Origin of the sequence: Aquabacterium lacunae (assembly GCF_004310865.1) — a bacterium.
In the GTDB taxonomy this organism is placed as follows: domain Bacteria; phylum Pseudomonadota; class Gammaproteobacteria; order Burkholderiales; family Burkholderiaceae_C; genus Aquabacterium; species Aquabacterium lacunae.
Window position 1 is genome coordinate 207,639 of sequence record NZ_SIXI01000006.1, and the last position, 24,592, is coordinate 232,230.

Annotated in this window: 21 protein-coding genes; 15 read left to right on the top strand and 6 right to left on the bottom strand. The window is 65.1% G+C overall.

The genetic code is table 11. The annotated features are described in order from the left end of the window. Window positions 1–74: 74 nt before the first annotated feature. From lpdA to aceE, 3 genes are all read right to left on the bottom strand, one after another. On the bottom strand, window positions 75–1,916 hold the full coding sequence (gene lpdA, locus EYS42_RS14600; protein WP_130968928.1) for a dihydrolipoyl dehydrogenase: 1,842 nt from the start codon (window positions 1,914–1,916) through the stop codon (window positions 75–77). A 16-nt stretch (window positions 1,917–1,932) separates the two neighbouring features. Continuing rightward, window positions 1,933–3,306, bottom strand: coding sequence for a dihydrolipoyllysine-residue acetyltransferase (aceF, locus tag EYS42_RS14605; protein WP_130968929.1), 1,374 nt, complete (start codon window positions 3,304–3,306; stop codon window positions 1,933–1,935). A 104-nt stretch (window positions 3,307–3,410) separates the two neighbouring features. Further along, window positions 3,411–6,110 carry a pyruvate dehydrogenase (acetyl-transferring), homodimeric type gene (aceE, locus tag EYS42_RS14610; RefSeq protein ID WP_130968930.1) on the bottom strand — a complete coding sequence of 900 codons (2,700 nt, stop codon included), beginning with the start codon at window positions 6,108–6,110 and terminating at the stop codon, window positions 3,411–3,413. Window positions 6,111–6,268: 158 nt separating this feature from the next. Between aceE and EYS42_RS14615 the strand changes: the two genes are divergently transcribed. The 6 genes from EYS42_RS14615 (at window position 6,269) to EYS42_RS14640 (ending at window position 14,655) form a co-directional block, all read left to right on the top strand. Further along, window positions 6,269–8,830, top strand: coding sequence for a PAS domain S-box protein (locus EYS42_RS14615; protein WP_130968931.1), 2,562 nt, complete (start codon window positions 6,269–6,271; stop codon window positions 8,828–8,830). A 68-nt stretch (window positions 8,831–8,898) separates the two neighbouring features. Continuing rightward, window positions 8,899–9,540: a response regulator transcription factor gene (locus EYS42_RS14620; RefSeq protein ID WP_130968932.1), complete on the top strand. Its 642-nt coding sequence runs from the start codon at window positions 8,899–8,901 to the stop codon at window positions 9,538–9,540. A gap of 82 nt (window positions 9,541–9,622) precedes the next feature. After that, window positions 9,623–10,483 carry a bifunctional methylenetetrahydrofolate dehydrogenase/methenyltetrahydrofolate cyclohydrolase FolD gene (gene folD, locus EYS42_RS14625; protein WP_130968933.1) on the top strand — a complete coding sequence of 287 codons (861 nt, stop codon included), beginning with the start codon at window positions 9,623–9,625 and terminating at the stop codon, window positions 10,481–10,483. 125 nt (window positions 10,484–10,608) lie between these two features. Then, window positions 10,609–12,660 carry a M3 family metallopeptidase gene (locus EYS42_RS14630; protein WP_130968934.1) on the top strand — a complete coding sequence of 684 codons (2,052 nt, stop codon included), beginning with the start codon at window positions 10,609–10,611 and terminating at the stop codon, window positions 12,658–12,660. A 67-nt stretch (window positions 12,661–12,727) separates the two neighbouring features. After that, complete coding sequence (locus EYS42_RS14635; RefSeq protein ID WP_165456802.1) at window positions 12,728–13,366, top strand: glutaredoxin family protein; 639 nt, start codon at window positions 12,728–12,730, stop codon at window positions 13,364–13,366. Between the two features lie 8 nt (window positions 13,367–13,374). Next, complete coding sequence (locus EYS42_RS14640; RefSeq protein ID WP_130968936.1) at window positions 13,375–14,655, top strand: TIGR03862 family flavoprotein; 1,281 nt, start codon at window positions 13,375–13,377, stop codon at window positions 14,653–14,655. On the opposite strand, the gene rpiA is transcribed toward EYS42_RS14640, so the two are convergent. Next, complete coding sequence (gene rpiA, locus EYS42_RS14645) at window positions 14,636–15,316, bottom strand: ribose-5-phosphate isomerase RpiA (protein ID WP_130968937.1); 681 nt, start codon at window positions 15,314–15,316, stop codon at window positions 14,636–14,638. The two genes, EYS42_RS14640 and rpiA, sit on opposite strands and share 20 nt — an antisense overlap. Next, window positions 15,313–16,113 (bottom strand): acetyltransferase domain-containing protein, encoded by an 801-nt coding sequence (locus EYS42_RS14650; protein ID WP_130968938.1) that lies wholly within the window; start codon window positions 16,111–16,113, stop codon window positions 15,313–15,315. The genes rpiA and EYS42_RS14650 overlap by 4 nt, the downstream gene beginning before the upstream one ends. 51 nt (window positions 16,114–16,164) lie before the next feature. On the opposite strand from EYS42_RS14650, the gene EYS42_RS14655 reads away from it, so the two are divergent. Continuing rightward, complete coding sequence (locus EYS42_RS14655) at window positions 16,165–18,153, top strand: peptidase U32 family protein (RefSeq protein ID WP_130968939.1); 1,989 nt, start codon at window positions 16,165–16,167, stop codon at window positions 18,151–18,153. Here the strand turns inward: EYS42_RS14655 and EYS42_RS14660 are convergent. Beyond that, a complete protein-coding gene (locus tag EYS42_RS14660; RefSeq protein WP_130968940.1) occupies window positions 18,123–19,247 on the bottom strand; it encodes an integron integrase in 1,125 nt (374 codons plus the stop codon). The two genes, EYS42_RS14655 and EYS42_RS14660, sit on opposite strands and share 31 nt — an antisense overlap. Window positions 19,248–19,352: 105 nt before the next feature. On the opposite strand from EYS42_RS14660, the gene EYS42_RS14665 reads away from it, so the two are divergent. The 8 genes from EYS42_RS14665 (at window position 19,353) to EYS42_RS14700 (ending at window position 24,240) form a co-directional block, all read left to right on the top strand. Further along, the gene (locus tag EYS42_RS14665; RefSeq protein ID WP_130968941.1) at window positions 19,353–19,712 is read left to right on the top strand and encodes a DUF1304 domain-containing protein; all 360 of its coding nucleotides are present in this window, start codon (window positions 19,353–19,355) and stop codon (window positions 19,710–19,712) included. A 79-nt stretch (window positions 19,713–19,791) separates the two neighbouring features. Next, complete coding sequence (locus tag EYS42_RS14670) at window positions 19,792–20,238, top strand: SRPBCC family protein (protein ID WP_130968942.1); 447 nt, start codon at window positions 19,792–19,794, stop codon at window positions 20,236–20,238. Further along, window positions 20,238–20,636: an alternative ribosome rescue aminoacyl-tRNA hydrolase ArfB gene (arfB, locus tag EYS42_RS14675; RefSeq protein WP_130968943.1), complete on the top strand. Its 399-nt coding sequence runs from the start codon at window positions 20,238–20,240 to the stop codon at window positions 20,634–20,636. Before EYS42_RS14670 ends, arfB begins: the two co-directional genes overlap by 1 nt. A gap of 165 nt (window positions 20,637–20,801) precedes the next feature. Next, a complete protein-coding gene (locus EYS42_RS14680; RefSeq protein ID WP_130968959.1) occupies window positions 20,802–21,440 on the top strand; it encodes an FMN-binding negative transcriptional regulator in 639 nt (212 codons plus the stop codon). Between the two features lie 5 nt (window positions 21,441–21,445). Then, window positions 21,446–21,808 carry a nuclear transport factor 2 family protein gene (locus EYS42_RS14685; RefSeq protein WP_165456803.1) on the top strand — a complete coding sequence of 121 codons (363 nt, stop codon included), beginning with the start codon at window positions 21,446–21,448 and terminating at the stop codon, window positions 21,806–21,808. A 162-nt stretch (window positions 21,809–21,970) separates the two neighbouring features. After that, window positions 21,971–22,426 (top strand): DUF4124 domain-containing protein, encoded by a 456-nt coding sequence (locus tag EYS42_RS14690; protein WP_165456804.1) that lies wholly within the window; start codon window positions 21,971–21,973, stop codon window positions 22,424–22,426. 32 nt (window positions 22,427–22,458) lie between these two features. Further along, entirely contained in the window at window positions 22,459–23,013 is a 555-nt protein-coding gene (locus EYS42_RS14695; RefSeq protein ID WP_130968946.1) for a Spy/CpxP family protein refolding chaperone, read from the top strand. Window positions 23,014–23,070: 57 nt separating this feature from the next. Then, window positions 23,071–24,240 (top strand): methyltransferase, encoded by a 1,170-nt coding sequence (locus EYS42_RS14700; protein ID WP_130968947.1) that lies wholly within the window; start codon window positions 23,071–23,073, stop codon window positions 24,238–24,240. Window positions 24,241–24,592 lie beyond the last annotated feature (352 nt).

The window sequence follows — 24,592 nt, forward strand, 5'->3', positions numbered from 1 at the left end:
CCCGCGGGGTGAGCGCGGGGCGATCGTGGTGCTGACGGGCTGAAGGCTCAGCCTTCAGTGCTTGCCAGGGGGGCTCAGCGCTTTTTCACCGGCGGCAGGTCGGTGCATGAACCATGCGCAGCTTCTGCGGCCAGGCCAATGCTTTCGCCCAGCGTGGGGTGAGGGTGGATGGTCTTGCCGATATCGACTTCATCCGCGCCCATCTCGATGGCCAGGGCCACCTCGCCGATCATGTCGCCCGCGTTCATGCCGACGATGCCACCGCCCACGATGCGGCCGGTTTCTTCATCGAACAGCAGCTTGGTGAAGCCTTCCGAACGGCCATTGGCCAGCGCGCGGCCCGAAGCACTCCAGGGGAACAGGCCCTTGTGCACCTTCTTGCCCTGCGCCTTGGCCTGCTCTTCGGTCAGGCCCACCCAGGCGATCTCGGGGTCGGTGTAGGCCACCGACGGGATCACGCGGGCGTCGAACGCTGCGCGGGCCAGCTTCTCGTCACCCAGCAACTCGCCTGCGATCACTTCGGCCGCCACATGGCTCTCGTGCACCGCCTTGTGCGCCAGCATGGGCTGGCCCACCAGGTCGCCGATGGCAAACAGGCTGGGCACGTTGGTGCGCATCTGCACGTCCACGGGCACGAAACCACGCTCGTTGACGGTCAGGCCCGCGCTGTCGGCGCCGATCTTGCGGCCATTGGGCGAGCGGCCCACGGCTTGCAACACCAGGTCGTACACGCCAGCTTCAGGGGCCGGCTGCCCTTCCTTGGCCGAGGCGAAGCTCACCTTGATGCCTTCGGGGGTGGCTTCGGCCGCCACGGTCTTGGTGCTCAGCATCACGCGGTCGAAGCGCGGCGCGTTGTGCTTTTCCCAAACCTTGACCAGGTCGCGGTCGGCGCCTGGCATGAGGCCTTCGCCCATCTCGACCACGTCGATGCGGGCCCCCAGCGTGGAATACACCGTACCCATTTCCAGGCCGATGATGCCGCCGCCGATGACCAGCATCTTCTTGGGCACAAAGGGCAGCGCCAGCGCACCGGTGGAATCGACCACGCGCGGGTCATCCGGCAGGAAAGGCAGGCGCACGGCCTGCGAACCTGCCGCCAAAATCGCGCGCTTGAAGGTGATCGTGCGGTTTTCGCCGGTCTTGTCCTGCGCGTCGCCCGTGGTCACTTCCACCGTCAGGCTGTGCGGGCCGGTCAGCATGCCATAGCCGCGCACGATCTCGACCTTGCGCGCCTTGGCCATGAAGGCCAGGCCACCGGTGAGCTTGCCGGTCACGCCCGACTTGTGCGTGCGCAGCTTGTCGAGGTTCAACTCGGGCTTGCCGTAGCTCACGCCCAGGGCTTCGAAGTGCGAGACCTCATCCATCACGGCGGCCACGTGCAGCAGCGCCTTCGACGGGATGCAGCCCACGTTCAGGCACACGCCGCCCAAGGTGGCGTAACGCTCGACCAGCATCACCTTCAGGCCCAGGTCGGCGGCGCGGAAGGCGGCCGAGTAGCCGCCGGGGCCACCACCCAGCACCACCACGTCGCAATCTGTGTTGGCAGGCGCGTTGACGGGTGCAACGTTCGAGGCTGCCGGAGCAGTTGCGGAGGCGGCAGCCGGTGCTGGCGCAGCAACAGGTGCGGGCGCTGCAGCAGCCGGGGCCAGTGCGGCAGCAGGCGCTGCAGCACCCTCACCCGCCGCTTCCAGCATCAGGATGGGCTTGCCTTGCCCCACGCGCTCACCCAGCTTGACCAGGATCTCGCGCACCACGCCGGCTTGCGGCGCGGGCACTTCCATCGAGGCTTTGTCAGATTCGAGTGTGATCAGGCTTTGCTCAGCCGCAATGGTGTCGCCTACTTTCACCAGGATCTCGATGATCGCGGCGTCGGCGATGTCGCCCAGATCGGGCACGGGCACTTGGATCAGAGCCATGTCGTGTCCTTTCCGGTCAGACCAGCGCGCGGCGGAAATCCGCCAGCAGCGCAGCCAGGTGAGCGTTGAACTTGGCCGCAGCCGCCCCGTCGATGACGCGGTGGTCGTAGCTCAGGCTCAGCGGCAGCATCAGGCGCGGCTGGAAGGCCTTGCCGTCCCACACGGGCTTCATGGCTGCACGGCACACACCCAGAATGGCCACTTCAGGCGCATTGATGATGGGCGTGAAGGTGGTGCCCCCGAAACCGCCCAGCGACGAGATCGAGAAGCAGCCGCCCGACATCTCGGCCGGGCTCAGCTTGCCTTCGCGGGCCTTGGCCGCCAGCGCCGCGGTTTCCAGCGCCAGCTGGCTGATGGACTTCTGGTCCACATCGCGGATCACTGGCACCACCAGGCCGTTGGGCGTGTCGGCCGCAAAGCCGATGTGCACGTAGTTCTTCAGCACCAGGTCGTCGCCATCGAGCGAGGCGTTGAACTGCGGGAACTTGCGCAGCGTCACGGCACAGGCCTTGAGCAGGAAAGCCAGCATCGTGAACTTGGTGCCCGCCTTGGCGTGCTCACCATTGAGCTGCACGCGGAAGGCCTCCAGCTCGGTGATGTCGGCCTCTTCGTTGTTGGTGACGTGGGGAATGCGCACCCAGTTGCGGTGCAGGTTCGCGCCCGAGATCTTCTTGATGCGCGACAGCGGCTGGCGCTCGACCGGGCCGAACTTGGTGAAGTCGACCTTGGGCCAGGGCAGCAGGGTCATGCCGCCCAGGTCGGCCGAACCCGCGCCCGCGGCGCCACCGGCCGGTGCACCCGAAGCGCCCACCGAGACGGCACCCGAGACCACACCCTTGACGAAGTTCTGCACGTCGCCATGCGTGATGCGGCCCTTGGGACCCGAACCGGGCACGCGTTCCAGCGGCACGCCCAGTTCGCGCGCAAAGCGGCGCACCGAAGGCGAGGCATGGGGCACGGTGCCCGCAGCGGGCAGCGGCGAAGCGGCCACGGCCGCGGTGGGGTGCGACTTGGTGTCGGCAGCAGGTGCCGCGGCCGCGGGCGCTGCAGACACCGCAGGGGCTGGTGCCGGAGCGGTGGCAGCCACAGGTGCCGGTGCCGGTGTGAGGGCGTTGGCAGCAGCCGGTGCGGGCGCAGCCACGGCGGCGCCGTCCGCCACTTCCAGGATGGCGACCAGCGAGCCCATGCTCACCTTGTCGCCCAGTTTCACTTTCAGCTCCTTGATCACGCCGCCGTGGGCAGACGGCACTTCCATCGAGGCCTTGTCGCTTTCGATGGTGATCAGGCTTTGCTCAGGTTTGATGGTGTCGCCGGCCTTGACCAGCAGTTCGATCACGGCCGCATCGGAGACGTCTCCGATGTCCGGCACGCTCAGTTCAATCGTTGCCATGGTGTGGACTTTCCAATTCAGTTCGAGAAAGACGAAGGTGCACCGCGGTGCCTGGGCTGCCAGCAGGGCCCGCCGACCACACGGTCAGCCAGCCCCGCGGCGCATCAGGCGTACAGCGGGTTCACCTTCTCCGTGTCGATGCCGTACTTGGCAATGGCCTCGGCCACCTTGGCCACAGGCACCAAGCCCTCGTCGGCCAGGCTCTTGAGCGCGGCCACGACGATGTAGTGACGGTTGATCTCGAAATGCTCTCGCAGGCGATAGCGGAAGTCCGAACGGCCGAAACCGTCGGTGCCCAGGACCTTGAACGAACGGCCCTTGGGAATGTAGGCACGGATCTGCTCGGGCAGGGCCTTGACATAGTCGGTCGAAGCCACCACCGGGCCGCTGGTGCGGTTCAGCTGCTTCGTCACGAAGGCCTCACGCGGGGCTTCGGTCGGGTGCAGCAGGCTCCAGCGCTCGGCGTCCTGGCCGTCGCGGGCCAGCAGGTTGAAGCTCGGGCAGCTCCACACGTTGGCGCCCACGCCCCATTCGCTTTCCAGCAGTTCCTTGGCCGCCACCGACTCGCGCAGGATCGAGCCCGCACCCAGCAGGTTGACCTGCGGCTTCAGCGACGCATCGGCATCCTGCAGCAGGTACATGCCCTGGATGATTTCGGCCTCGGTGCCCGGCTTCAGGCCCGGCTGTGCGTAGTTCTCGTTGAGCAGCGTCAGGTAGTAGAAGACGTTTTCCTGCTTCTCGACCATGCGCTTGAGGCCATCCTGGATGATCACGGCCACTTCGTGCGCGAAGCTGGGGTCGTAGCTCATGCAGTTCGGGATGGTGCCCGCCACCAGCTGGCTGTGGCCGTCTTCGTGCTGCAGGCCTTCACCGTTCAGCGTGGTGCGCCCCGAGGTGCCACCCAGCAGGAAGCCGCGCGCCTGCATGTCGCCAGCGGCCCAGGCCAGGTCGCCAATGCGTTGCAGCCCGAACATCGAGTAGTAGATGTAGAACGGGATCATCACGCGGTTGTTCGTCGAGTACGACGTCGCTGCCGCGATCCACGAGCTCATGCCACCGGCTTCGTTGATGCCTTCCTGCAGGATCTGGCCGGCCTTGTCTTCGCGGTAGTACATGACCTGGTCCTTGTCGACCGGGGTGTATTTCTGGCCTTCCGGCGCGTAGATGCCGATCTGGCGGAACAGGCCTTCCATGCCGAAGGTGCGAGCCTCGTCCACCAGGATGGGCACCACACGCGGGCCCAGGTTGCTGTCACGCAGCAGCGGGGTCAGGCAGCGCACGAAGGCCTGGGTGGTCGAGATTTCGCGGCCCTCGGGCGTGGCTTCCAGCACGCTCTGGAAGGCGCTCAGGTCAGGCACAGGGAGGGTTTCTTCGGCCTTGGGGCGACGCTTGGGCAGGTAACCGCCGAGGGCCTGACGGCGCTCGTGCAGGTAGCTCATTTCAGGCGTGTGCTCGGCCGGCTTGATGAAGGGCAGGTTCGGCAGCTCTTCGTCGGTCACCGGGATGTTGAAGCGGTCGCGGAAAGCCTTGATGTCCTCGTCGGTCAGCTTCTTGGTCTGGTGGGCCGTGTTCTTGGCCTCGCCGCTCTTGCCCATGCCGAAGCCCTTGACCGTCTTGATCAGCAGCACGGTGGGTTGGCCTTCGTGGTTCACGGCGGCGTGGTAAGCGGCATACACCTTCTGCGGGTCATGGCCGCCACGGTTCAGGCGCCAGATGTCATCGTCCGACAGACGGGCCACCATCTCGGCGGTCTTGGGGTCGCGGCCGAAGAAGTTCTTGCGCACGAAGGCGCCATCGTTGGCCTTGCAGGCCTGGTAGTCGCCGTCCACCATTTCCATCATGATGCGACGCAGCGTGCCGTCCTTGTCACGGGCCAGCAGCGGGTCCCAGTACGAGCCCCACAGCAGCTTGATCACGTTCCAGCCCGAGCCCCGGAACTCGCCTTCCAGCTCCTGCACGATCTTGCCGTTGCCGCGCACCGGGCCGTCCAGGCGCTGAAGGTTGCAGTTCACCACGAAGATCAGGTTGTCGAGCTTTTCGCGGGCGGCCAGGCCGATCGCACCCAGCGACTCGGGCTCGTCCATTTCGCCGTCACCGCAGAACACCCACACCTTGCGCTTGCTGGTGTCGGCAATGCCGCGTGCGTGCAGGTACTTCAGGAAGCGGGCCTGGTAGATGGCCATGATGGGGCCCAGGCCCATCGACACGGTCGGGAACTGCCAGAACTCGGGCATCAGCTTGGGGTGCGGGTAGCTCGACAGCCCCTTGCCGCCCACTTCCTGGCGGAAATTGTTCAGTTGCTCCTCGGTGATGCGGCCTTCCAGGAAGGCGCGGGCGTAGATGCCGGGCGCCGAATGCCCCTGGATGTACAGCAGGTCGCCACCGTGGTCGGGCGAGTCACCATGCCAGAAATGATTGAAACCGATGCCCAGCATCGTGGCCAGCGAGGCGAAGGAGCTGATGTGCCCACCCAGGTCGCCGCCATCGGGCGGGTTGTGCCGGTTGGCCTTGACCACCATCGCCATGGCGTTCCAGCGCATGTAGTTGCGCAGGCGCTCTTCGATTTCGAGGTTGCCCGGGCAATGGGCCTCGTCTTCCGGGTTGATGGTGTTGACGTACGCCGTGGTGGCCGAGAACGGCATGTCGATGCCGGCCTGGCGGGCGTGGTCGAGAAGGCTCTCGAGCAGGTCGTGGGCGCGTGCGCGACCCTCGGTGTCGATGACGCCAGTCAAGGCGTCCAGCCATTCACGGGTTTCTTGAGGATCCAGGTCCGGGTTGGACAGGCTCGGATCGTAAGCAGACATGGGTGAAGTCTCCTGATGAATGGTCTCCTTCCGGAGTATGGAAGGCTTGACCTGACCATGCGCCACGGATAAGCGACGCATAGGCGGCCGAATTTAACCTCAATACCGGGTGCTTCCATGTGGGTGTCCACATTTGCTGTTGCGCCGATAATTCAGCCATGGCTTTCCCGACCACGTCCACCCAACCGCCCTCCAGCCCGCCGCCGGCCAACCCGCCTTCGGCGCGCGCGATGTTCTGGCGCTGGTGGAAGCAGCAGTCGCCCAGCACGCAAGACCGCTATGCCACCCTCGGCCCGCTGGTGTCGGTTCTGCTGTTTCTGGCGGCCATCGTGGCGGCCTTCTGGTACCTGCGCAACGAAGAAATCGAGCGCGAACAAGAGGCCGTCAAACGGGACACCGAGGTCGTGCAGCAACAGATCCGCCTGCGCCTGATCGAAAACCAGGAGCAGTTGCTGCGCTTGGCCCGCGAGGTCAGCCTGCGCACCGTGAACCCCGAGCAGTTCATGAACCAGGCCTCCGATTTCGTGCGCTCGCGCCCCGAGGTGCTGAACGTGGCGTGGGTGACGGCCGCGCAACAGGTCAAGGCCTCGCAGGTGGGGGCCGTGCTGTCGCTCGATGCCCAGCGCGGCGGGCTCGACCTGACACAAAACCGCAGCGTGCCCATGGGCGACCTGCACCCGGACACCGTGCTCCCGCGCCGCCCCGAGGCACGCCAGGCCTTCAGCCTGGCCCGTGAGCGCGGTCTGCCCACGTACTCGCAGGCCTACATCAACGACATGCAGGCCCGCGTCATCCAGGTGCACATCCCGCTGCTGGAGCGCGGTGCTTTCATGGGCACATTGGTGGCCGAGTATTCGCTCGATTCGCTCATGCGCTTCCTGGTGCCGCGCGAGGTGGCCGCCCGCCATGCCATGAGTCTGGTGCAGGTCAACGGCCAGACCCTCACCAGCACGACCCTGCCCGGTATCGAGGGCCAGACCACGCCCACCTTCGTGCACGAAGTGATCGTGACGCCGGTGGGCAATGGCTTGCTGCTGCGAGGCGAGGGCTACAAGACCTCGTCGAACCTGATTGGCAACACCCTGTTCTGGATGGTGCTGGCGCTGTCGGGCCTGACGGTCTGGACCCTCATGGGCACCTTGCAGCACATGCGCAGGCGCACCGAGATCCAGCGCACGCTGGTGCAAGAAACCAACTTCCGCCGGGCCATGGAAAACTCCATGCTCACCGGCATGCGCACCATCGACCTGGAAGGTCGCATCACCTACGTGAACCCGGCTTTCTGCGCCATGACCGGCTTTGCCGAGCAGGAACTGATCGGCTGCACGCCACCCTACCCTTATTGGCCCAAAGACCGCATCGAAGAATTCAACCGCATGTTCCAGCAGGAACTGCTGGGCCGCAGCCCCACCGGTGGTCTGGAGGTGCTGGTGCAGCGCCGCGACGGCTCCACCTTCGACGCCCGCATGTACGTCTCGCCCCTGATCGACGCCCAGGGCGACCAGACCGGCTGGATGACCTCGGTCACCAACATCACCGAAGCCAAGCGCGTGCGCGACCAGCTCTCGGCGGCCCACGAACGCTTCACCACCGTGCTGGAAGGGCTCGATGCCGCCGTGTCGGTGGCGTCGGTGCAACGCAACGAACTGTTGTTTGCCAACCGCAGCTACCGCCTGTGGTTCGGCGGCAGCTTCGACGCCCACATGCGCCTGACCGGCGTCGAGCCTTCGGGCCAGACCCTGGTGGCCGACGACACGGTCGACAACCTCAGCGGCCTGCCCACCCAGCACCTGACAGAAGCCGGTGGTGACGCCCGCGAGGTGTTCATCGACAGCGTGCAGCGCTGGTTCGACGTGCGCGCCCGTTACATCCAGTGGACCGACGGCCGCCTGGCCCAGATGCTGATCGCCACCGACATCACCGAGCGCAGGCGATCGGAAGAAGCCGCCGCGGCCCAGGCCGAAAAGGCGCAGTTCACCAGCCGCCTGATCACCATGGGCGAAATGGCCTCCACCGTGGCGCACGAACTCAACCAGCCGCTGGCGGCCATCTCCAACTACTGCAGCGGCATGATCAGCCGCATCAAGGGCGGCAACATCCAGAACGAGCAGCTGATCGAGGCCCTGGAGAAAACCTCCCGCCAGGCTCAGCGCGCTGGGCAGGTCATCCACCGCATCCGCCAGTTCGTCAAACGCAGCGAGCCCCAGCAGCAGTCCACTCGCGTGCGCGACATCACCGACGCCGTGCTCGACCTGGCCGGCTTCGAAATGAAGCGCCGCCGTGTCACGCTCAATGCCGTCATCGGCCAGCGCCTGCCCACTTTGCACGCTGACCCCATCCTGATCGAGCAGGTGCTGCTCAATCTGCTGAAAAATGCCGCAGAAGCCATCGACCTGGCCAACACCCCGCAGTCCCGCCGTGTGGTGGAATTGCGGGTGATGCAGAAGTACACCGACGAGCTCGGCCATTTCGTCGAGTTCCAGGTGAACGACGGCGGCCCTGGCATGAAGGAAGAGCAGATCGCCCGCCTGTTCGAGGCGTTCAGCTCCACCAAGGCCGACGGCCTGGGCATCGGTTTGAGCCTGTGCCGTTCCATCGTCGAGTCACACCACGGACGCATTCGCGCAGAGAACATCTACAATGAGTCGTCAGTGGTGGGATGTCGTTTCACATTCACCCTACCGGTCGAATCCAGCGCGCCGGAAGGCACCACCGCCTGATCGGGCCCAGCCAGGGGTAAACCCGGGCCTGTCGGGAGTTTTCAATCCAACCAGGTATTCACACATCCATGAGTCTGATCCCCAAGAAAGGCACCGTGTACGTGGTCGATGACGATGAAGCCGTGCGCGATTCGCTGCAGTGGCTTCTCGAAGGCAAAGACTACCGCGTGCGCTGCTTCGACTCTGCCGAATCCTTCCTGGCCCGCTTCGACCCCCGTGAGGTCGCCTGCCTGATCACCGACATCCGCATGGACGGCATGTCGGGGCTGGAGCTGCAGGACAAGCTGCTGGAACGCAAGTCGCCCCTGCCCATCGTGTTCATCACCGGTCACGGCGATGTGCCCATGGCCGTCAACACCATGAAAAAGGGCGCGATGGACTTCATCGAAAAGCCCTTCAAGGAAGACGCCCTGGTCTCCCTGGTCGAGCGCATGCTGGACGAAGCCCGCGTGGCCTTCTCGCAATCGCAGGAAGCTGCCAGCCGTGACGCCCTGCTGTCGCGCCTGACCACCCGCGAAGCCCAGGTGCTCGAACGCATCGTGGCCGGCCGCCTGAACAAGCAGATCGCCGATGACCTGGGCATCTCCATCAAGACGGTGGAAGCCCACCGCGCCAACGTGATGGAAAAGCTCAACGCGAACACCGTGGCCGACCTGCTCAAGATCGCCCTGGGCGCCTCGGGCCAGCAGCAGCCTCCGGCCAAGCCCTGAGCCCGGCGGCACGCCGCCCTGCCCCGCCCACAGGCCGCGTTCCCTCGCGGCCTTTTCAGTTTTCAACGCCAAGCCTTTTCCCATGACCGCACAACTCATCGACGGCAACGCCTTGTCCAAGCAACTGCGCGGCGAAGTCGCCCAGCGCGCCGCCGCCCTCACCGCCAAAGGCCTCAAGCCGGGCCTGGCCGTGGTGCTGGTGGGCGACAACCCGGCCAGCCAGGTGTATGTGCGCAACAAGGTCAAGGCCTGTGAAGACGTGGGCTTTCACTCGGTGCTGGAAAAGTACGACGCCACCTTGAGCGAGGCCGAACTGCTGGCCCGCGTCGAGTCGCTCAACAACGACCCCAGCATCCACGGCATCCTGGTGCAGCTGCCCCTGCCCAAGCACATCGACGACCACAAGGTGATCGAGGCCATCTCGCCCCTGAAAGACGTTGACGGCTTCCACGTGGCCAGTGCCGGCGCCCTGATGGTGGGTGAAGTCGGCTTCAAGGCCTGCACGCCCTATGGCTGCATGAAGATGCTCGAATCCATCGGCATGAAAGACCTGCGCGGCAAGCACGCCGTGGTGATCGGCCGCTCCAACATCGTGGGCAAGCCCATGGCCATGATGCTGCTGGCGGCCAATGCCACCGTCACCATCACCCACAGCGGCACCGCCGACCTGGGCGCCATGACACGCCAGGCCGACATCGTGGTGGCCGCCGTGGGCAAGCGCAATGTGCTGACCGCCGACATGGTCAAGCCCGGCGCCGTGGTGATCGACGTGGGCATGAACCGCGACGACGAAGGCAAGCTGTGCGGCGACGTCGACTTCGCCGGCCTGAAGGAAGTGGCCAGCCACATCACGCCCGTGCCCGGCGGCGTGGGCCCCATGACCATCACCATGCTGCTGGTCAACACCATGGAAGCGGCCGAGCGCACCTTCGCTGCGGCCTGAAAACCACTGATCACCCCGTCAGGGGCGTGCCCTTGACCCTTTCGCGGCCATGGGGCCTGGTTTTCCGGTGCATCATGAAGGCATGGCCATCTTGAATGGCGTGCCTTAGCCCTCAGCTGACATCCATGAGCACCAACCCCCTGCTGCAAACCGCTGGTCTGCCCCTGTTCGACCAGATCAAGCCCGAACACGTCACCCCGGCCATGGACGCGCTGCTGGCGCAGGCCGAGGCAGCCCTCGAAAAAGTGGTCGGCCCCGACGTGCCAGCTGATTACGACACCCTGTCGCTGCTGCTGGATGTGGCCACCGACCACCTGGGCCGGGCCTGGGGCGCCGTGGGGCACCTCAACAGCGTGGCCGACACGCCTGAATTGCGTGCGGCATACAACGAAAACCTGCCGCGCATCACTGAGTTTTTCACCCGCCTGGGCGCCGACGAGCGCCTGTACGCCAAGTACAAGGCCCTGGCCCAGTCGACCCAGGGGAAGAACCTGTCGCCCGCACGGGCCAAGGCCCTGAGCAATGCACTGCGCGGCTTCGTGCTGGGTGGTGCCGAACTGCAAGGTGCCGCGCGCGAGCGCTTCGCCGCCATCCAGGAAGAGCAGGCCGCGGCCTCGCAGGCCTTCTCTGAACACGTGATGGACGCCACCGACCAGTTCGCCCATTACGCCACCACCGAAGAGCTCGACGGCGTGCCGCAGGACGTGAAAGACGCCACGGCCGCTGCGGCCCAGGCCGAAGGCAAGACGGGCCACAAGGTCACGCTGCACATGCCCAGCTACCTGCCGGTGATCCAGTACGCCCACAACCGTGGCCTGCGCGAAACGCTCTACCGCGCCTACACCACCCGCGCCAGCGAGTTCGGCCCGGCCGAGCGCGACAACGGCCCGCTGATGCGCCAGTTGCTGGCCCTGCGCCAGGAAGAGGCCCAGCTGCTGGGCTACGCCTGCTACGCCGATGTGTCGCTGGTGCCCAAGATGGCCGACACCCCGGTGCAGGTGATGGAGTTTTTGCGGGACCTGGCCCGCCGCGCCCGCCCCTACGCCGAGAAGGACATGGCCGAGCTGCGCGAGTTCGCCGCCAGCGAACTGGGCCTGACCGACCTGCAGGCCTGGGACGTGCCCTACGTCAGCGAAAAGCTCAAGGAAGCCCGCTACGCCTTCAGCGACCAGGAAGTCAAACAGTACTTCACCGAGCCGCAGGTGCTGTCGGGGCTGTTCGGCCTGATCGAAACCCTGTTCGAAGTGAAGATCAAGCCCGACACCGCACCGGTGTGGCACGACAGCGTGCGTTTCTTCCGCATCGAACGCGAAGGCGCCCAGGGCGCCGAGCTGGTCGGCCAGTTCTACCTCGACCCTTACGCCCGCCCTGGCAAACGCCCTGGCGCCTGGATGGACGACGTGCGCAGCCGCTGGTTGCGCCCCGACACCCAGGCCCTGCAAACCCCGGTGGCCCACCTGGTGTGCAACTACTCGGCAGGCGTCAACGGCAAGCCTGCCCTGCTGTCGCACGACGACGTGACCACCCTGTTCCACGAATTCGGCCACGGCCTTCACCACATGCTCACCCAGGTCAGCGATGCCGGCGTGTCTGGCATCAGCGGCGTGGAGTGGGATGCCGTCGAGCTGCCCAGTCAGTTCATGGAGAACTTCTGCTGGGAGTGGGCCCTGATGCCCAAGCTCACGAAGCATGTGGACACCGGCGAGCCGCTGCCGCGCGCCCTGTTCGACAAGATGGTGGCCGCCAAGAACTTCCAGAGCGGCCTGATGACGCTGCGCCAGATGGAGTTCTCGCTGTTCGACATGCGAATTCACTTCGAAGCAGGCAGCGCCGATAGGGTTCAGGACATCGCTCAGGAGGTCCGAAACGAAGTGGCCGTGAACATGCCACCAGCCTTCAACCGCTTTCAGCACAGCTTCTCGCACATCTTTGCAGGCGGTTATGCTGCGGGCTACTACAGCTACAAATGGGCCGAAGTGCTGTCCGCCGACGCGTTCTCGGCGTTTGAAGAAGCTGCCACACCCGAACAAGGTGTGCTCAATCCCGACGTTGGCCGCCGTTATCGACAGGCCATTTTGGAGGCTGGCGGGGCACGCTCGGCCATGGAGAACTTCAAGGCTTTCCGCGGGCGTGAGCCTCAGATCGATGCGCTGCTGCGGCATCAAGGAATGGCATGAGTCTCCTGTGGCAGCCGCACGGCATGACCGATGCAGCCAACTCGCGCAGATGGGCTACAGTGCGGGCATGCAAGTGATTCCCGTGCGTCTGCCCAGCTGCCTTGTTTTTGTCATGGCGCGAGGCCTGCTGCTTCCCCTGTGCCTGATGTTTGGTAGCCCTGTCTGGGCGCTTTACAAGGTGGTCGGCCCTGACGGCAAGGTCACCTACACCGACCGGGCGCCTGTTGGACAGCCCAGTCAGCAAATCAGCCGTAGCGGGGTGGTATCCGAGACCTCCGCACTGCCGTATGAACTGCGGCGCGTGGTGCAGCGTTACCCTGTGACCTTGTACACCACGGAAGGCTGCGGACCTTGCGATCAGGCGCGTGGCTTGCTGAAGCAACGAGGCGTTCCCTTCACCGAAAAGCTCATCAAGACGAGTGCCGATGAAGCCGAATTGCAGCGACTGGAGAACACCCGTGAGCTGCCTGTCGGGCGCATCGGTGTGCAACAGGTGCTCGGCTTTTCTGCGCAGGAGTGGCAAAGCTACCTGGACGCCGCAGGCTACCCGGCCACCTCTGTGCTTCCCTCAGGCTACGCTGCAGCCAATGCCTCGCCACTGACCCAGCCGCCAGTGTCCAATGTGACAGGCAAGCCGCGCACCCAGAAGACAGAGCCAGTGTCACCATCGCCATTGCCCGCCAGCAACAACGCAGTTCGCTTCTGAGCCCCGACATGGGTGAAGGTTCTAAGGCCACTGTGGCCATTGTGGGCGGAGGCCCTGCTGGGTTGGCGGCCGCCGAGGTGTTGAGTCAGGCGGGTGTTCGCGTGCATCTTTTTGATGCCATGCCGTCGGTCGGGCGCAAGTTCCTGCTGGCCGGTCGCGGGGGCCTGAACCTCACGCACGCCGAGCCCACCGCGCGCTTCATGACGCGTTTTTTCGAGCGCTCGCCCACGCTGCAGCCGATGCTGGAGGCCTTCGGTGCGCAAGCGTTGCGCGACTGGGCCAAAGGCCTGGGCATCGACACCTTCGTGGGCAGCTCGAACCGGGTGTTTCCCACCGACATGAAGGCGGCGCCCTTGCTGCGCGCCTGGCTGCACCGATTGCGACAGCAAGGCGTTGTGCTGCATGCGCGCCACCGCTGGGTGGGCTGGGCCGGAGAGCCCGGCCGCAGTGCCTTGCGCTTTCAAACGCCCGATGGCGAGGTTCAGCACCCTGCCGAGCTCACCTTGCTCGCCCTGGGCGGTGGCAGCTGGTCGCGCCTGGGCTCGGACGGCGCCTGGGTGCAACCCCTGCAGGCCTTGGGTCTGGACGTGGCGCCGCTGGAATCGGCCAACTGCGGTTTTGACGTGGCGCCCACAGCCCCTGACCGCACCGGCTGGAGCACCTACCTGGTCGACAAGTTCGCGGGCCAGCCGGTCAAACCCGCCGTGATGACGGTGCTCGATCCGAAAGGCCAGGTCTGGCGCCAGCAAGGCGAGTTCGTGCTCACGGCCACGGGCATCGAGGGCAGCCTGGTGTATGCGCTGGGCAAGCCCATCCGCGACATGGTCAGGCACAGCGGCCAGTGCACCGTGCACATCGACCTGCTGCCGCAACACACGCCCGAACAGGTGCTGGCCGAAGTGCAGCGCCCCCGGGGCCCCCGCAGCCTGGCCACGCACCTGAAAAGCCGCCTGAATCTGCACGGCCTCAAAGTGGCGCTGCTGCACGAACTGCTGCCGCGCGACGTGCTCGACCATGACCCCGTGCAGCTGGCAGCAGCCATCAAGGCCCTGCCCATCTCGGTGCAGCGCACACGCCCCATGGACGAAGTGATCAGCACGGCCGGCGGCGTGCGCTTCGAAGGGCTCGATGCGCACCTGATGTCACGCCAGGTGCCCGGCCTGTTCGTCGCGGGCGAAATGCTCGATTGGGAAGCCCCCACCGGGGGCTACCTGCTCACGGCCAGCATGGCCACGGGCCGCTGGGCGGCGCAGGGCATGCTGAACAGGCTCAGAAGTTCAGCGTCTTGACGCCTTCGGCGGTGCCCAGCAGGCACACGCTGGCCTTGTTGCGGGCGAAAACGCCCACCGTGACGACGCCGGGCCACTGGTTCACGTCGCGCTCGAACTCGGCCGGCTGGCTGATCTGCAGGCCGGTCACGTCGACGATGATGTTGCCGTTGTCGGTGGTCACGCCTTCACGCACCTTGCCCGTGCCGCCCAGTTGGGCGAAGGCACGGATCACCTGGGCTGCGGCCATGGGGATGACTTCCACGGGCAGCGGGAACTTGCCCAGCGTGCCCACCAGCTTGCTCTCGTCGGCGATGCACACGAAGCGCTCGGCCAGCTCGGCCACGATCTTCTCGCGGGTCAGGGCCGCACCGCCGCCCTTGACCATGTGACCACCGTGGTCGATCTCGTCGGCCCCGTCGATGTACACACCCAGCCCGGTCACGGTTTCCGCTTCGAGCACCTTCACCCCCAGGGCCTGCAGGCGCTGCGTGCTGCGCACCGAGCTGGACACGGCACCTGCCACGAAGCCGGCGTCCTTCTTCAGGGCCTCGCCCAGGGCGTCGATGAACTTGTCCACCGTGGAGCCCGTGCCCACCCCGACGATGCTGCCGGGCGTCACGTACTGCAGGGCGGCCTGGCCGACGAGGGTCTTCAACTGGTCTTGGGTCAATGCAGTCATGGGGTCTTTCTCCAGATCATCAGGGCGCCTTCCAGCAAGCCGATCATCACGGGCTGGTGCAGCATGTAAAAGGTCAGGCTCCACTGACCCAGCAAGGTCAGCAGTCGCCACGGTGCAGGCGCGCTGCCAGACGCACTGACAGATGCACCCGCTTGAAAACGGGACGCCAGCCAGCCGGTACGGTGCTTGAGCACCCAGGCCGTGGCGGCCAGGCCAGTGCACATCACCCCGAACCACGGCAGCAGGGGCACGTAGTCTTCCGTGATGGGCTTGCGCGTCACCAGGCCCAGCACGCTGGGCCAGCGCAGGTCAAACCAGGGGTGTTGCACCCCATGGGGCAAGGCCAGGCACACCGTGCCCAGGCCCAGCAGCACCAGCAGGTCGGCATTCCGCTGGCCACGCTTCATCCAGGCCAGGGCCAGCAGGCGCGCCAGGATCAGCATCACGGCCATGCCGTGCAACACGCCAAAATAGATCCAGCTGTTCGGGAACATCAACGCGCTGCCCGCGCTCACCAGGGCTGCGCAAGCGGCCACCTGCGCCCAGCGCTTCCAGAAACGCGGCCAGCTCTGCCCCTGCCAGGTGGCAATCGCCTGGCCCGCACCCGCACACAGCAAGAACAGCGACAGGATGGCCGTGCGCTGGTGCAGCCAGAACGGATCGGCATAAAAATTCCATGCCACCACACGCGCGTGGGCCAGGTCGAAGCAGAAATGGAAGGCCGCCATCCACAGCAGGGCCGCGCCGCGCAAGGCGTCGAGCCGATCGAAACGGGGTGTGGAGGGGGAAAAATGCATCCGGGCGGTCAAATCGCTACACTTCGCCCTTGATTTTCTCACTGGTCGGCCATGTCGAACGCCTCCAACGCCCCTCATTCCCGTCATCACATCGAATTGCTGTCGCCAGCCCGCACGGCCGACATCGGCATCGAGGCGGTCAACCACGGGGCCGATGCTGTCTACATCGGCGGCCCCAGCTTCGGCGCCCGCAGCAATGCCAGCAATGAGGTGGCCGACATCGCCCGCCTGGTGACCCATGCGCACCGTTTCAACGCGCGCATCTTCACCACGATCAACACCATCTTGCGTGACGATGAGCTGGAACCCGCCCGCCAGCTGATCTGGCAGCTGTACGACGCCGGCGTCGACGCCTTGATCGTGCAGGACATGGGCATCCTGGAGCTGGACCTGCCCCCCATCCAGCTGCATGCCAGCACGCAGACCGACATCCGCACCCCGGAAAAGGCGCGCTTCCTGCAAGACGCCGGTTTCAGCCAGATCGTGCTGGCCCGCGAACTGACGCTGCAGCAGATCCAGGCGGTGGCCCAGCACACCACCTGCGCGCTGGAGTTCTTCATCCACGGTGCGCTGTGCGTGGCCTACAGCGGCCAGTGCTTCATCAGCCATGCGCACACCGGCCGCAGCGCCAACCGGGGCGACTGCTCGCAAGCCTGCCGCCTGCCTTACAACGTGCTGGACAGCAAAGGCCAGGTGGTGGCCTACGAACAGCACGTGCTGTCAATGAAGGACAACGACCAGAGCGCCAACTTGCGCGCCCTGATCGACGCCGGCATCAGCTCGTTCAAGATCGAGGGCCGCTACAAGGACATGGGCTATGTGAAGAACATCACCGCCCATTACCGCCAGCTGCTGGACGGGATCCTGGAAGAGCGCCCCGAGCTGGCCCGCACCTCGTCGGGCCACAGCACCTTCTACTTTCAGCCAGAGCCCGAACGCAATTTCAACCGCGGCACCACCGACTACTTCGTGAACGGCCGCAAAGAAGACATCGGCGCCTTCGACAGCCCCAAGCACCTGGGCCTGCCCGTGGGTGAAGTGGCGAAGGTGGGCGACACCTGGTTCGACGTGGCCATCGACCTGAACCAGACCGACGCGATCCACAACGGCGACGGCCTGAACTACCAGACGCTGACCCGCGACCTGGTGGGCGTGCAGGTCAACACGGCCGAGGCCGTGGGTGCCAGCGGACGCATATGGCGGGTGCATCCCAACGAAGACATGGCCGCGCTGCCCGACCTGAAACCGGGCGTGGCGATCAACCGCAACCGCGACCAGGCCTGGGACCGCACGCTGAGCAAGAAATCGGCCGAACGCCGCATTGGCGTGTGGATGACCCTCGACGACACCGACGAAGGCCTGAGCCTGACCGTGACCGACGAAGACGGCCACGAAGGCGTGGCCCTGGTGGAGGTGGCCAAGCAGCCCCCGCAGCAGGCCGACAGGGCCGAAGCCACGTTGCGTGAGCACCTGGGCAAGCTGGGCGGCACCATTTTCCATGCGCACGAGATCGCACTGAACACGGCCCAGCCGTGGTTCGTGCCCGCCTCGGTGCTGAACGCGCTGCGCCGCGAGGCGCTGGCTGCGGTGGAACAGGCCCGGGCCGAGCACTGGGAACGGCTGGTGCCGGCCACACCGGTGGAGCCGCCCGTGCCTTATCCCGAAGACAGCCTCAGCTACCTGGCCAATGTGTACAACCACAAGGCCCGCGATTTCTACGCCCGCCACGGCGTGAAGGTGATCGAAGCCGCGTACGAATCACACGAGGAGCTGGGCGAGGTCAGCCTGATGATCACCAAGCACTGTGTGCGCTTCTCGCTGAGCCTGTGCCCCAAGCAGGCCAAGGGTGTGCAGGGCGTTCAAGGCCAGGTGAAGGCCGAGCCACTGCAGCTGATCAACGGCAAGGAAAAGCTGACCCTGCGCTTTGACTGCAAACCCTGCGAAATGCATGTGGTGGGCAAGATGAAGACCTCGGTGCTGAACCAGGTGGCCGCAGCGCCCATTCAGTTCTACAAGACACGCCCCGCGGCGACCCGCTGAGCCGCTTGAGCCGATTGAGCTCCACTGGGCTGCATCAGGAGCGCATCGAGCGGGCTCTGCACCGCCCCACCCCCCACTTTCAGCACGTGGGTGTAGATCATGGTGGTGGACACATCGGCGTGCCCCAGCAGTTCTTGCACCGTGCGGATGTCGTACCGGGCCTGCAGCAGGTGCGTGGCGAAGGAATGCCGCAGGGTGTGGGGCGTGGCGGGCTTGACCAGCCCCGCCAGGGCCACGGCCTTGCGGAAGGCACGCTGAAAGGTCACGTCCTGCACGTGGTGGCGCCGGATCACGCCGGTGCGCGGGCAGGCGGCCAGGTCGTCGGCGGCGAACACCCATTGCCAGGCCCAGGTCTGGCCCTGGCGGGGGTACTTGATCTCGAGCGCACCGGGCATCCACACGCCGGCCACATCGTTGTGGCGGTCTTGTTCGTACACCGCCCGTGCACGCGACAGGTGGTGGCGCAACGGGCTGGCCAGGCGCTCGGGCAACATCACGGTGCGGTCTTTTTGGCCCTTGCCGTCACGCACGACGATGGTCTGGTGCTCGAAGTCGATGTCTTTGACGCGCAGGCGCAACCCCTCCATCAGCCGCAGACCCGTGCCGTACAGCAACTGCCCCAGCAACTGGTGCTGCGGCGCCAGCGCGGCCAGCACAGCCTGCACCTCGGGCGGTGTGAGCACCACCGGCAGCTTGCGCCCGCCCTTGGGGCGCCCGATGTCCTTCAGCCAGGGCGTGGGCAGCCCCAGCACCTTGTCGTACAGGAAGATCAGCGCAGACAAGGCCTGCTTGTGCGTGGACGCCGAGACCTCCCGCGCATTGGCCAGGTGCGACAGGAATGCCTCGATCTCGGACACGCCCATGTCGCGCGGATGGCGCAGCCCGTGGAAGTGCACGAAGGCCTTCACCCAGTGCACATAGGCGGTCTCGGTGCGGATGCTGTAGTGCAGGTAGCGCGTGCGCTCGCGCACCTGATCGAGCAGGCGCGGTGCAGCCAGGGGCGGCAAAGACTGCGCTGTGCGTTCAGGCGACAGCGTGCTGGGCCGGTTGACTGGCGGCAGGTGTGGGGCGGTGGACACAGCGCTGTGTGGCATGGGTGCATGGAGGCTCGGGCTGTGGGACATTGTGAAGATGCGCTGTGTTTGGAGAACCCCCTTCGGCGGGTTGCCAACCAGCGTTCGCATTGAATGGAGTTGCCCATGTTCATCGCTGCACAAGCCGTGGCCGCCCTCGTGGCCCTGCTGCACGCCTACTTCCTCGTGCTGGAAATGTTCCTGTGGACCCGGCCTGCAGGGCGCAAGGCCTTCGGCATGAACGCCGAGCAAGCCGAAGCCACCAAGGTGCTGGCCGCCAACCAGGGCCTGTACAACGGCTTCCTGTCGGCCGGCCTGCTGTGGGGGCTGACCATGGGTCCCGCCGGCGTGCCGACCCTCACCTTCTTCCTGGCGTGCGTGCTGGTGGCCGGGGTGTATGGGGCAGTGACGGCCAGCCGCAAGATCCTGTTCGTTCAGGGGCTGCCAGCCTTGGTCGGCCTTGTGCTGCTGCATCTGCCGGCTTGACGCTGCCTGGGAAACCATCAACATGTGACCTGGCGTGTGCCGCCGATGTGGCCACGCCGCCTTTCAGGAAAGGACCTGCATGAGCACCCACACCATCGAAATGCACCGCGTGCTGCGCTCGACCCCGGAGAAGGTGTACCGCGCGTTCACCGAGCCCGCGGCATGGAGCAAATGGCTGCCGCCCTTTGGCTTCACGGGCGAGGTGCATGCCATGGATCCCACCGTGGGTGGACGCTACCGCATGTCGTTCACCCATTTCGCGAGCGGTCACGTGCACAGCTTTGGTGGCGAGTACCTGACGCTGACCCCCCACCAGACACTGAGCTACACGGCCGAGTTCGATGACCCCAATCTGCCTGGGCGCATGCAGACCACCGTGACCCTCACGCCCGTGAGCTGTGGCGTGGCGGTGCACGTCCGGCAGGAAGGCATTCCGGCGGTGATCCCGCCCGAGAACTGCCACCTGGGCTGGCAAGAGTCGTTGCAGCAACTGGCCTGGCTGGTCGAACCCGACCTGGGAAGCTGATGGCTCACGCGGTGCTGCTGCGAGAGGTCGAATTCACGGCCGTGCGCGCCCAGGGACCGGGCGGGCAGAACGTCAACAAGGTGTCCAGTGCGGTGCACCTGCGGTTCGACGTGCATGCTTCATCGTTGCCGCCCGCCGTCAAAGAGCGCCTGCTGCAATCGAATGATCAGCGCCTGACCAAAGAAGGCGTGATCGTGATCAAGGCGCAAAACTCGCGCAGCCGCGACCAGAACAAGGCCGAAGCGCTGGCCCGTCTGGAAGACCTGATCGCCCAGGCCAGCCATGTGCAGGCCCTGAGGCGCGCCACGCAACCCACACGGGCATCACAGCGCCGGCGCCTGGAAGGCAAAGCCCAACGCGCGGTCATCAAGGCCGGTCGCGGCAAGGTTCAGGGCTGAGCGTGTGCTGACCGCATGGTTGAAGGGTTTTGCGCGGTCTGACACCTCCTGCAACACATGGGTCCTCATCCGATCGTTTGCCCCCAAGGTGTGACTTGGCCAGCGTGTTGAGACCAACCGACGCGCTGCATTCGACATCGTTCTGCTCCACTTTTGACCGCATCCATGTACTGCCCAACACATTTTGAAGAACATAGACCCGAGGTGCTGTGGGCCCTCGTGGCGCAACACCCCCTTGCCACACTGGTACACCAGGGCCCTCATGGCTTGGTTGCAGACCACCTGCCCTTGCTGCGCAGCGCGGTACCGGAAGGGCAGCCGGCTCCCCAAGACACTCTGATCGGGCATGTGGCGCGCAACAACCCGGTGTGGCAGGTCGCCGATGGCCAGTCATGCCTGCTTGTGTTTCAGGGGCCCTCGGCCTATGTGTCGCCCAATTGGTACGCCACCAAAGCCGAGCACGGCAAGGTGGTTCCTACTTGGAACTATGCCGTGGTGCATGTGCAAGTCACACTGGAGGCACTGCATGAGCCGTCGCAGATCCGCCCCATCCTGAACACGCTGACAGACCACTTCGAGCACAGCCAGCCACGCCCTTGGTCCATGAGCGACGCACCTGCGGACTTCACCGAGCGCCTTCTGACCCAGATCGTCGGCCTGCGCCTGACAGTTCGAAGCATCCACGGCAAATGGAAGATCAGTCAGAATCAACCTGTGGTCAACCGCTGCAGTGTTCGCGATGCATTGATCCATCACCCAGGTCAAGCCGAGCGTGCAATCGCTGACTGGATGTCATGCACTTGAGCCCCATGGACGATCTGCTGAAAACGCTCAGCGCACTGGAGCTGGCGCTGCATCATCCGGGCAGCACCCTCACCTTCCGTGAATTTGACGCCCTGCTGCACCCGGACTTTCATGAGGTCGGCAAATCGGGGCAGGCCTACAGCCGTGCAGAGGTGTTGAACTTTCTGAGCCTGCACCCAGGCCCCATGCCGACCGCGGCCCACGACCTCCAGGTTAGCTTGCTGACGCCGGGGTGCGCCCTGCTGACATACCGCAGCGTGCACCTGGACACGCCAGAGCCTCTGCACGTGCTGCGCAGCTCGGTGTGGCAGATGCACGAAGGCCACTGGCGTTTGCGCTACCACCAGGGCACTGTGGCGTTCTGCTGAGTGCCCTGCCCATCTTCGACATGGCCCCGCTGCTCGGAGCCATCCCTGCACTGCCATGTCGACGGACTGCCACGCCATTGAAGCACAATGCTTGCTGGTAACGGCCTCGCGCCCCTTTGCATGCGACACACCACTGAACGCTCTCGATGCCCACTGCGCGACATGCCTTTGTTGCTGGCATGTTGGTGGTTTGCAATGTTTACTGGATATGCATCGGCACAGTCGTCCACAGTGTTCAAGTGGTCCGACGCGCAAGGCGTCGTGCATTACTCAGAACGCCCTCCTGGACATACAGTACCCAACGCACAGCCCGTCAATGTGAAGGTCACCCCGCGGGCCGCGCCCCCCTCAGTGAAGGCTTCTGGCACCGATGCTTTTGCAGAAGAATTTCGTCGTCAGGCGAGCCAGGCCGCACAACCACCGAGCGCACCATCGACAAAGCGCCCTCCTGTTGTGTCCGAATCCCATGGCAAAGAACACGGCACCGACGCCTCTCGTTGCGCGCTCGCCCGCGACATCCTCAAAGGCGCCTTGCGTCACACCAACGGCAACCCCATCGACCAACACGACATCGATACGGCTCAAAGTGATGTTCGACTTTTCTGCAAAAAACGCTGACCTCCCACAGGCTTTTTCAAGACGTTGAACCCATGATCACACATGCCTTGCGCGCAACCTTGCGTCTGAGTCTGATGATGCTCGCGGCCTCGGCCGCCATGCCTGAGGCGCAAGCTGGCACCTCTGGCGCTGTAACGCACGACGACGTGCAGGCGTATTTGACGGCCAAAGGCATGGGCATGGCTCGCGCAGCAGAGCGGGAAGGTGTTCCCGGTCCTTTCCATGCGCTGGCCATGGCCCATGAGCTGGCGCTCTCGCCGCAGCAATTGACCCAGACCCGAGCGGTGTTCAATCGCATGGAAGCACAGTCGTCGCAAATCGGGCGGCAAATCATTGAACAAGAACGAAGGCTGGATCAGTTGCTCAATGACCCGCTGAGCACAGCCCGCTCTCGCGAACAGGCGCTGCAACGCGTGGGACAATTGCACCGCGAGCTGCGGCAGGCGCACCAAGACGCGCATGAGTCACAACGCGCCATCCTGACGCCTGAGCAATTGGCTCGTTACCGCAGTCTGCGTGCGCAGGCAGCCGCGGTGGCTGCTCGCCCAACATCGGTGCTGCAAGCAGCGGGCGACACAGATCGCTGAACTGCCCACAGGTCACACAGTTTCTGCAAAACGGCTCTGCCACACGCTTGAGCGCCCATGGCTATTGTTTCAGCCCCTGATACCGAGACTTTGCAACCCCCTGTGCTGCGATGGCAGGAGGCGGACCTTGATCTGCATGCCCAATGGCGCAGCGAAAACGGCAGCAAGCCGCCGCGCCAAGTGGTCGTGGCCGATGATCGCACCCCAGCCGATCGGGCCTATCGCCTGGTCTGCGAGGGCACCGCGTTGTTGTGGCGTGGGGATTTCCAGAACGCGAGACAGATGCTGCAGTCCCTGACCCGACGGCTGGACCGCCGCAGGCCATCTCCACCGGCAGCCACCCTGCTGCAAGCACATCACCTGCACCGCAAGGCGCAGGCCGAGCGGGCTCGTATCCTGGGCCTGCTGCTCATCCCGATGGAGGGAGGGCACCACATCCCATTGCGTCGTGCCCCGGATTTGCGTCAAGCTTGCCTGGAGGCTTATGGTCCGTCGGACGAACGCAGTGTCGTGTCGCTGCGCGAACTGCTGGGCGTGGTCGGGGCCCATGAATGGCGGAAAAGGGGTGTGATGATTCCTGCCCTGGGTGAACGAATCCACCCACACCACGGAGTTTTTTCGCCGGTACGCGGCGAGTATCTTGACTTGGTCGCCGGTGCGCCATTGCCGACGCCTGCACTGGCCGACGACGGCTGCGTCTGGGACATCGGCGTTGGCACGGGGGTGTTGAGTGCCCTGTTACTACGCCGCGGTGTGCCACGGATGCTGGGCACGGATCTCTCCCCCAAGGCTCTGGCCTGCGCCCAAGACAACCTTCAGCGGCTCGGCCTGCTGACACGCAGCACCTTGTTGGCGTGCAACCTGTTTCCAGACGGGCAGAGCCCATTGATCGTCTGCAATCCGCCATGGCTGCCCGGCAAAGCCAGCAGCACGGTGGAGCAAGCCGTGTACGACCCAGAAAGCCGCATGCTGAGGGGCTTTCTGTCTGGACTGCGGGCCCACCTGTGCCCAGGTGGTGAGGGGTGGTTGATCTTGTCAGATCTGGCCGAACGCCTGGGGCTGCGCGCCCCCCAGGAACTGGTCGAATGGATCAAGGCAGCAGGCTTGCGAGTGGTCCAGCGCCACGACATTCGCCCAAGGCACGGCAAGGCACACGACTCAAGTGATCCGTTGCATGCGGCCAGATCAAAAGAGATCACCAGCCTCTGGCGGTTGGCTGCAGACTGATTGTCAGTGGTGGGGAAAATTGGATTACCGTTGACACCTATGGCGCACGCCATCGCTCTGGAAGTGGTAACGCCATCACCGAGCACTGGCACGGGCGCTTCGCGCAGGCACTGTGGCCTAACTCGGCGGTCAAGCGGACGCCAACAAAGCCCATGGCTTCGCCATTTTCATGGGCTTTGTTGGTGCCCTCCACTCGCTGCGCTCCTTCCGGCGCCGCTTACCTTGGGCGTTAGGCCACACAAAAGTACCGCTCTGGAATAACTTCAGGCGTGAATCGGCTGCGCAACGAGTTTGACGCCCAAAGCTGCGCACACCTTGCTGATCGTGTCGAATCTCGGCTGTGCGTCGGCTC

Bases quoted from the DNA above. Each gene is read 5' to 3' on its own strand.
- EYS42_RS14660 (WP_130968940.1), bottom strand. From the start codon at position 19,247: ATGCCACACAGCGCTGTGTCCACCGCCCCACACCTGCCGCCAGTCAAC.
- EYS42_RS14690 (WP_165456804.1), top strand. From the start codon at position 21,971: ATGCCTTTGTTGCTGGCATGTTGGTGGTTTGCAATGTTTACTGGATAT.
- EYS42_RS14640 (WP_130968936.1), top strand. From the start codon at position 13,375: ATGGGTGAAGGTTCTAAGGCCACTGTGGCCATTGTGGGCGGAGGCCCT.
- EYS42_RS14615 (WP_130968931.1), top strand. From the start codon at position 6,269: ATGGCTTTCCCGACCACGTCCACCCAACCGCCCTCCAGCCCGCCGCCG.
- lpdA (WP_130968928.1), bottom strand. From the start codon at position 1,916: ATGGCTCTGATCCAAGTGCCCGTGCCCGATCTGGGCGACATCGCCGAC.
- EYS42_RS14665 (WP_130968941.1), top strand. From the start codon at position 19,353: ATGTTCATCGCTGCACAAGCCGTGGCCGCCCTCGTGGCCCTGCTGCAC.
- EYS42_RS14630 (WP_130968934.1), top strand. From the start codon at position 10,609: ATGAGCACCAACCCCCTGCTGCAAACCGCTGGTCTGCCCCTGTTCGAC.
- EYS42_RS14695 (WP_130968946.1), top strand. From the start codon at position 22,459: ATGATCACACATGCCTTGCGCGCAACCTTGCGTCTGAGTCTGATGATG.
- EYS42_RS14680 (WP_130968959.1), top strand. From the start codon at position 20,802: ATGTACTGCCCAACACATTTTGAAGAACATAGACCCGAGGTGCTGTGG.
- arfB (WP_130968943.1), top strand. From the start codon at position 20,238: ATGGCTCACGCGGTGCTGCTGCGAGAGGTCGAATTCACGGCCGTGCGC.
- rpiA (WP_130968937.1), bottom strand. From the start codon at position 15,316: ATGACTGCATTGACCCAAGACCAGTTGAAGACCCTCGTCGGCCAGGCC.
- folD (WP_130968933.1), top strand. From the start codon at position 9,623: ATGACCGCACAACTCATCGACGGCAACGCCTTGTCCAAGCAACTGCGC.
- EYS42_RS14650 (WP_130968938.1), bottom strand. From the start codon at position 16,113: ATGCATTTTTCCCCCTCCACACCCCGTTTCGATCGGCTCGACGCCTTG.
- EYS42_RS14685 (WP_165456803.1), top strand. From the start codon at position 21,446: ATGGACGATCTGCTGAAAACGCTCAGCGCACTGGAGCTGGCGCTGCAT.
- EYS42_RS14670 (WP_130968942.1), top strand. From the start codon at position 19,792: ATGAGCACCCACACCATCGAAATGCACCGCGTGCTGCGCTCGACCCCG.
- aceE (WP_130968930.1), bottom strand. From the start codon at position 6,110: ATGTCTGCTTACGATCCGAGCCTGTCCAACCCGGACCTGGATCCTCAA.
- EYS42_RS14620 (WP_130968932.1), top strand. From the start codon at position 8,899: ATGAGTCTGATCCCCAAGAAAGGCACCGTGTACGTGGTCGATGACGAT.
- EYS42_RS14655 (WP_130968939.1), top strand. From the start codon at position 16,165: ATGTCGAACGCCTCCAACGCCCCTCATTCCCGTCATCACATCGAATTG.
- EYS42_RS14700 (WP_130968947.1), top strand. From the start codon at position 23,071: ATGGCTATTGTTTCAGCCCCTGATACCGAGACTTTGCAACCCCCTGTG.
- EYS42_RS14635 (WP_165456802.1), top strand. From the start codon at position 12,728: ATGCAAGTGATTCCCGTGCGTCTGCCCAGCTGCCTTGTTTTTGTCATG.
- aceF (WP_130968929.1), bottom strand. From the start codon at position 3,306: ATGGCAACGATTGAACTGAGCGTGCCGGACATCGGAGACGTCTCCGAT.